Here is a 6,649-nt window from a genome sequence, read left to right on the forward strand (position 1 = left end):
GCCGTCCTTGCCCACACCCATGTTGCCGGTGGCCACGCCCTTGACCGAGCCGTCGTCGTTGTAGAGCACTTCCGCAGCCGGAAAACCGGGGAAGATCTCAACGCCCAGCGCCTCGGCCTGCTGGCCCAGCCAGCGCGTGACGTTGGCAAGGCTGATGACGTAGTTGCCGTGGTTCTTGAAGTTGTCGGGCAGCGCCCAGTTCGGCACGGACTTAGCCCCTGTTTCGGAAAGAAAAAGGAACTTGTCTTCGGTTACGGGCACGTTCAGCGGCGCACCCTGTTCCTTCCAGTCGGGAACGAGTTCGTTGAGCGCGCGCGGATCCATGACCGCGCCGGAGAGGATATGCGCCCCGATTTCCGAGCCTTTTTCCAGCACGCACACGCCAATCTCGGCGCCTTTCTCTGCTGCCAGCTGCTTCAGGCGGATCGCGGCGGAGAGCCCGGCGGGGCCGCCACCGACGATCACCACGTCGTATTCCATCGACTCGCGTGGACCGTACTGCTCCAAAAGACTTGCGGGGGTCATCAATGCTCCTCTTGCCATTAGAATGCTTTTTTCGGGTTCGTATTGTCGGGTAACGTTCCCCGTGCCGCAACCCAACAGGGTAACATTAGCACGACCGTTCTATTTCGTGGCGCCCGATTCGGCGCGCGAACAACGCCGCGTTCTGGCGCTTTTTCACCTCTGAACAGGAACCGGAAATGGGCCGTTCGATCAATCTGGAAGGCAAGGTCGCGATGATCACGGGGGCCTCCAGCGGGCTCGGCAAGCGCTTCGCCCAGGTGCTCTCGCAGGCGGGTGCGAAGGTCGTGCTGGCGAGCCGCCGCGTGGAGCGGCTCAAGGAGTTGCGCGCCGAAATCGAAGCCAGCGGGGGCGCCGCGCACGTCGTTTCGCTCGACGTGACTGACTACCAGAGCATCCGCTCGGCGGTGGCGCACGCGGAAACCGAGGCGGGGACGATCGATATCCTCGTCAACAATTCGGGCGTGTCCACGACCCAAAAGCTCGCCGAAGTCACACCCGCCGACTTCGAATACGTGTTCGACACGAATACGCGCGGCGCTTTCTTCGTCGCCCAGGAGGTCGCCAAGCGCATGATCATGCGCGGCAACGGGGGCGGCCCGAAGCCAGTCTACCGCATCATCAATATCGCCTCGGTGGCCGGCCTGCGCGTGCTGCCGCAAATCGGGCTCTACGCGATCAGCAAGGCCGCAGTCGTCCATATGACGAAAGCCATGGCGCTCGAATGGGGGCGCCACGGGATCAATGTGAACGCGATCTGCCCCGGCTACATCGACACGGAGATCAACCACCACCATTGGTCGACCGAGCAGGGGCAAAAGCTCATTTCGATGCTGCCGCGCCACCGTGTCGGCACGCCCGAGGACCTCGACGGCCTGCTGCTGCTGCTCGCCGCCGACGAGTCGGCGTTCCTGAACGGCTCGATCATCAGCGCCGACGACGGCTTCGGACTCACCTGAACTCCGGCGAGTCCGGCGGCTCGCCGGCACCTTGTATCAACGCAATAACAAGAAGTTGAAGTGCAATGAGCGATTACCACCCGGTATTTGAAATGACCATGCCGATCCGCTGGGGCGACATGGACGCGTTTGGCCACGTGAACAACACAGTCTATTTCCGCTACATGGAGCAGGTGCGGATTTCCTGGTTCGAGCATCTGGGCGTCGCCGCCGAGAGCGGCAGCGGGCAGGGCCCGGTGATCGTCAATGCGTCGATGGAGTTCCTCAAGCAGTTGCATTACCCGGGGGACATCGTTTGCACGATGACAGTCGGCCAGCCTGGCCGCAGCAGCTTCGATACCGGGTTCGAGCTGCGCCGCGCCGACGAGCCGGATACGCTCTACGCGCGCGGCAACGCGCGCTGCGTGTGGATCGACTACGCGGCTGGCAAATCGGTGCCGATTCCCGACACGCTGCGCTCGACCATCGAGCACGCGGCGCTGGTCAAGGCGAGCCGCGTGGGGTGAGCCCCGCGCCATGTGCGCCGGCCCGCTGCCTTGCGGGCGCCCGTCTTTACTGCCCGAGCAGCCGCTGCAGCAATTCGGTCGCGTTGCCGGTGCCGTACTTGCGCATGAGCCGCGCGCGATAGACATCCACCGTGCGCGAGCTGATCTCCAGAATTCGACCGATCTGTTTGCTGGTCTTGCCGGTGACTAGCTGCGCGGCGATCTCGCGTTCGCGCGGCGTGAGCTCGACTGCCACGCGGCGTGTCGCGCTCAGGTCTTCGAAGGTCCAGACGCCCGCAGCGTGAGGCGCGGCCCGGTCGAGCGAGCGCCCCGTGACGTGACACCAGAAGAGCTCGCCGTTGGCGCGCTTCATAATGCGGTCGTCGGCGTAGCTGCCTTGCGCCGTCATGATGGGCGGAATGCGCTCGCCGATGCGCTCGAATTCGTCGGCCGAGGGGTAGAGCACCTGAAACGACTGCCCGATCAGTGCCTCGCGCGGGCAGCGGAAGATGGCGGCGACCTGGTCGTTGCAGTCCACGATCGTGCGCTCGCGAGAAAGCACGAGGCCAATAGGCGCAAGGTGGAAGGCGGTCTGGTAGTCGAGCGCCGAGCGTTCGGCGGGTTGGGAGGTAGCGGGCATGGCGGGCGATGCGGGTATCGCTTTATGTAGTTTTGCGTATTGTGCCGCAACAGCCTGCCAGCGTACGCTTTGCACCCATCGGAGGGTCGCTCGCACGCGTTTTTTTGCGGGTCGCCCGGGCTGCCCGCTTCACGGCAGCACCGCCGGGGCATGACTAGAATTGAGCATCCGGACGCACTCGACGTCCGTGCGCCAAACCGGAATGCCGGATTTCCATTCGAGGAAGGGACACACTGATGAACAAGGTCTACAAAAGCGCGGCAGCCGCGCTCGAGGGCATCGTCAAGGACGGCCAGACGTTCGCTGTCGGCGGCTTCGGGCTGTGCGGCATTCCCGAGGCGCTGATCGGCGCGCTGCGCGATTCGGGCGTGAAGGGCATCACCTGCATCAGCAACAACGCAGGCGTGGACGGCTTCGGCCTCGGCCTGCTGCTGGAGACGCGCCAGATCAAGAAAATGGTCTCGTCCTACGTGGGCGAGAACAAGGAGTTCGAGCGCCAGTATCTGTCGGGCGAACTCGAGCTCGAGTTCACGCCGCAAGGCACGCTGGCCGAGAAGCTGCGCGCGGGCGGCGCGGGCATTCCGGCGTTCTTCACCAACACCGGCTTCGGCACGCTGATTGCCGAAGGCAAGGAAACGCGCCAGTTCGGCGACAAGCATTACGTGCTCGAGCACTCGCTGACCGCCGATGTCGCGCTCGTCAAGGCCTGGAAGGCCGACAAGTCGGGCAACCTGATCTACCGCCGCACGGCGCGCAACTTCAACCCGATGTGCGCGATGGCGGGCAAGATCACGGTCGCGGAAGTGGAGGAGATCGTCGAGAACGGCGAACTCGATCCGGATTCGGTCCACACCCCGGGCATCTTCGTGCAGCGCATCGTGCTCAACGCGCACCCGGAAAAACGCATCGAACAACGTACCGTGCGCGCCGCATCCGGCAACCCGGCGGGCAAGTGAGGAAGGAGACCGACCATGGCATGGAATCGTGACGAAATGGCCGCGCGCGCGGCGAAGGAACTGCAGGACGGCTTCTACGTGAACCTCGGCATCGGCCTGCCGACGCTCGTGGCCAACCACGTGCCCGCGGGCATGGAAGTGTGGCTGCAGTCCGAAAACGGCCTGCTCGGCATCGGCCCGTTCCCGACCGAAGACGAAGTGGACGCCGACATGATCAACGCCGGCAAGCAGACGGTGACGACGCTGGCGGGCTCGTCGATCTTCTCTTCGGCGGACTCGTTCGCGATGATCCGCGGCGGCCACATCAACCTCGCGATCCTCGGCGCAATGCAGGTGAGCGAAAAGGGCGACCTGGCCAACTGGATGATCCCCGGCAAGATGATCAAGGGCATGGGCGGCGCGATGGACCTCGTGGCGGGTGTCGGGCGCGTGGTCGTGCTGATGGAGCACGTGGCCAAGGGCGACCAGCACAAGATTCTCGAAGCCTGCACCCTGCCGCTCACGGGCGTGGGCGTGGTCGACGTGATCATCACCGACCTCGGCGTGATCGAGGTGAGCGACGCGGGCCTGAAGGTGACCGAACTTGCCCCGGGCGTGACGGTGGACGAGATCAAGGCAAAGACCGGTGCGCCGCTGGATGTGAGCGCCGTGATCTGAACGTCGTAGCATAAGCATGGTTCCTGGCGGGCGAGACTTCGGTCTCGCCCGTTTTTTTTTGCGGTGCTTGCATTGTTGCGCGTTGGCGCACGATTGAAAGCTCGGCCGAACGGCATAGGCAGGATGACGGAGGGCCGCGCCGCGAGTCGTACGGTACGGCGCCGCAGGAGGCGGGCGGCAAGCCAGTGCGCAGGCGGCTTGTGTGCGGCTTTGCTGACCATACGGCGCGGCAAAGCCGTTTACAATCGGCCGGAAGCCTTGAAGCGCCCCCTTTAAGTGCCCCTTAGCGAGGAACCTGCGATGACCGAATCGACCGCCGCGCCGCGCCAGCAATACGTCCAGTGTCTCAGTCCCTCGGGCCTGCACCGCATCGCGTACACCGAGTGGGGCGACCCGGCCAATCCGCGCGTGCTCGTGTGCGTGCACGGGCTCACTCGCTCGGGCCGCGACTTTGACCGCTTCGCTGCCGCGATGGCCGATGAATATCGTGTCGTGTGCCCGGACGTGGTCGGGCGCGGGTTGTCGTCGTGGCTGCTCGATCCACGCGGCTATGGCGTCGCGCAATATGTGGCGGACATGGTCACGCTGATTGCGCGCACCGGCGCAGAGCAGGTGGACTGGTTCGGCACCTCGATGGGCGGCCTGATCGGCCTGTCCCTCGCCGGGCTGCCGGACACGCCCATTCGCCGCATGCTGATCAACGACATCGGGCCGCACATCGAGCCGGTGTCGCTCGAGCGCATCGGCCAGTACGTCGGGCTCGACGAACGTTTCGCGACGCTGCAGGAAGGCATCGACAATGCGGCGCTTCTCGCGGCCTCGTTCGGCCCGCTGAGTGCCGAAGAGTGGCGCGAGATCAATACGCCGCTGCTGCACGAAGTGGATGGCCAGTGGCGCTTTCGCTACGACCCGCGCATCGCCGTGCCCTTCAAGTCGGTCACGCCTGAGCAGAACGAGGAGGGCGAGAAGCTTCTGTGGCGCTCGCTCGCCGCGTTCGCAGGGCCGGTGCTGGTCGTGCGTGGGGTGCTTTCGGACCTGATTTCGCGCGAAACGGTGGCGAAGATGATCGAGGTGGGGCGCAAGGTGACGAGCGTCGAAATTGCCGGCGTAGGGCATGCGCCCGCGTTCCTTGCTGCCGACCAGATCGCGATCGCGCGCCGTTTCTTCGACGGCGAGGCCCCTGGCGGGTCATAATATGAGATTCGCTGGTGCCATCCAGCGCGCAGTCATGCGTGCGGGGTTGTGCCAGCCCGGAAATCGTCCGCTTTCCACTTCTCGACAGGAATTCTCATGGCAGTCATTCGTCACCACGTTGGCCCGCGTCTTTCGGAGACCGCAATCCACAATGGCACTGTCTACCTGGCGGGCCAGATCGCCGAAGACACGAAGCAGGATATCGCCGGCCAGACGCGCGAAGTGCTCGGCCACATCGATCGTCTGCTGGGCGAAGCGAACAGCGACAAGTCGCTGCTGCTCTCCGTGCAGATCTATATCGCGGACATGAAGGATTTTCCCGGCATGAACGCCGAGTGGGACAAGTGGGTCGCACAAGGCGCGACGCCGCCACGCGCAACCGTCGAAGCGAAGCTCGCGAATCCGGAATGTCTCGTCGAAATCGTCGTGGTGGCCGCGCAGCGCGATTGAGCGCGATCCTCGCGCCCGGCGCATTTTGTTTGATCCGTTCTGTTGTCGCCCGTCCGGCATGCCGGCGGGCATCGTCTCATGAGTAGCGACACGGTACCTCCCGCTTCCACGGTTCCCGCCGATTCCGGCGCGCTGCCGTCGCTCGACGACGCGCTCGCGTTCGTGCGCGAGCACGCGGGCGACGCACGTCTTTCCACGGGCGAGCCGCTTGTAGAGCATGCGCGGGGCACGGCCTCCATCATGAGCCGGCTCAACGTCGACCCGCCTGCGGTGCTCGCCGCCGCGCTCTTCAATCTCGCGCCGCATCTCGACAATCCGGAAACCACGCTCGAGGCACGCTTCGGCGCGCAAGTCGCGAAGCTCGTGTTCGACGTGCGCAAGCTCCTGCGTCTTGGCACCGTGAGCCTGCGTGCGGCGCAGCAAAGCGCGCCCGAATCGGGCCGCGAGGGGCGGGACGCCCAGGCGGCGCGGCGCGCGCAGGTCGAGTCGCTGCGCAAGATGTTGCTCGCGTTCGCGCAGGACATCCGCGTGGTGCTGATCCGGCTCGCCTCGCGCGTGCAGTCGCTGCGCTACTACGCGGCGGCGAAGATCACGCCGGCGCCCGGAGTGGCGCACGAAACGCTTGAAATCTACGCGCCGCTCGCGAACCGGCTGGGCATCTGGCAACTGAAGTGGGAACTCGAAGACCTCGCGTTCCGCTTCGAGGAGCCGGTCACCTACAAGCGCATCGCGAAGCTGCTCGACGAAAAGCGCGTGGAGCGCGAGAGCTACGTGGCCGAGGCGATC

Annotated in this window: 9 protein-coding genes; 7 read left to right on the forward strand and 2 right to left on the reverse strand. The window is 65.0% G+C overall.

What is annotated here, in order from left to right:
- Positions 1–525 (reverse strand): NAD(P)/FAD-dependent oxidoreductase (locus VMJ11_RS11425; protein WP_325619534.1); only part of this gene is annotated, 525 nt, incomplete at its 3' end.
- Between the two features lie 176 nt (positions 526–701).
- On the opposite strand from VMJ11_RS11425, the gene VMJ11_RS11430 reads away from it, so the two are divergent.
- Complete coding sequence (locus VMJ11_RS11430) at positions 702–1,481, forward strand: SDR family oxidoreductase (protein ID WP_325619527.1); 780 nt, start codon at positions 702–704, stop codon at positions 1,479–1,481.
- 65 nt (positions 1,482–1,546) lie between these two features.
- Positions 1,547–1,987 carry a thioesterase family protein gene (locus VMJ11_RS11435; protein ID WP_325619528.1) on the forward strand — a complete coding sequence of 147 codons (441 nt, stop codon included), beginning with the start codon at positions 1,547–1,549 and terminating at the stop codon, positions 1,985–1,987.
- A 46-nt stretch (positions 1,988–2,033) separates the two neighbouring features.
- On the opposite strand, the gene VMJ11_RS11440 is transcribed toward VMJ11_RS11435, so the two are convergent.
- Complete coding sequence (locus VMJ11_RS11440; RefSeq protein WP_325619529.1) at positions 2,034–2,606, reverse strand: PAS and helix-turn-helix domain-containing protein; 573 nt, start codon at positions 2,604–2,606, stop codon at positions 2,034–2,036.
- A gap of 236 nt (positions 2,607–2,842) precedes the next feature.
- Between VMJ11_RS11440 and VMJ11_RS11445 the strand changes: the two genes are divergently transcribed.
- The 5 genes from VMJ11_RS11445 to VMJ11_RS11465 all read left to right on the forward strand — a co-directional run.
- Complete coding sequence (locus VMJ11_RS11445; protein WP_325619530.1) at positions 2,843–3,562, forward strand: CoA transferase subunit A; 720 nt, start codon at positions 2,843–2,845, stop codon at positions 3,560–3,562.
- Positions 3,563–3,577: 15 nt separating this feature from the next.
- Entirely contained in the window at positions 3,578–4,219 is a 642-nt protein-coding gene (locus VMJ11_RS11450; RefSeq protein WP_325619531.1) for a CoA transferase subunit B, read from the forward strand.
- A gap of 300 nt (positions 4,220–4,519) precedes the next feature.
- Positions 4,520–5,413, forward strand: a complete 894-nt coding sequence (locus VMJ11_RS11455; RefSeq protein WP_325619532.1) for an alpha/beta hydrolase — start codon at positions 4,520–4,522, stop codon at positions 5,411–5,413.
- A gap of 96 nt (positions 5,414–5,509) precedes the next feature.
- Positions 5,510–5,863, forward strand: a complete 354-nt coding sequence (locus tag VMJ11_RS11460) for a RidA family protein (RefSeq protein WP_103704086.1) — start codon at positions 5,510–5,512, stop codon at positions 5,861–5,863.
- A 78-nt stretch (positions 5,864–5,941) separates the two neighbouring features.
- On the forward strand, positions 5,942–6,649 hold a 708-nt coding region (locus VMJ11_RS11465), incomplete at its 3' end, for an HD domain-containing protein (RefSeq protein WP_325619533.1).

The sequence above is a fragment of the Paraburkholderia sp. genome (assembly GCF_035501035.1).
Lineage (GTDB): Bacteria > Pseudomonadota > Gammaproteobacteria > Burkholderiales > Burkholderiaceae > Paraburkholderia.

Coding starts and splice junctions, on each gene's coding strand:
- VMJ11_RS11430 (WP_325619527.1), top strand. CDS start 702: ATGGGCCGTTCGATCAATCTGGAAGGCAAGGTCGCGATGATCACGGGG.
- VMJ11_RS11435 (WP_325619528.1), top strand. CDS start 1,547: ATGAGCGATTACCACCCGGTATTTGAAATGACCATGCCGATCCGCTGG.
- VMJ11_RS11440 (WP_325619529.1), bottom strand. CDS start 2,606: ATGCCCGCTACCTCCCAACCCGCCGAACGCTCGGCGCTCGACTACCAG.
- VMJ11_RS11445 (WP_325619530.1), top strand. CDS start 2,843: ATGAACAAGGTCTACAAAAGCGCGGCAGCCGCGCTCGAGGGCATCGTC.
- VMJ11_RS11450 (WP_325619531.1), top strand. CDS start 3,578: ATGGCATGGAATCGTGACGAAATGGCCGCGCGCGCGGCGAAGGAACTG.
- VMJ11_RS11455 (WP_325619532.1), top strand. CDS start 4,520: ATGACCGAATCGACCGCCGCGCCGCGCCAGCAATACGTCCAGTGTCTC.
- VMJ11_RS11460 (WP_103704086.1), top strand. CDS start 5,510: ATGGCAGTCATTCGTCACCACGTTGGCCCGCGTCTTTCGGAGACCGCA.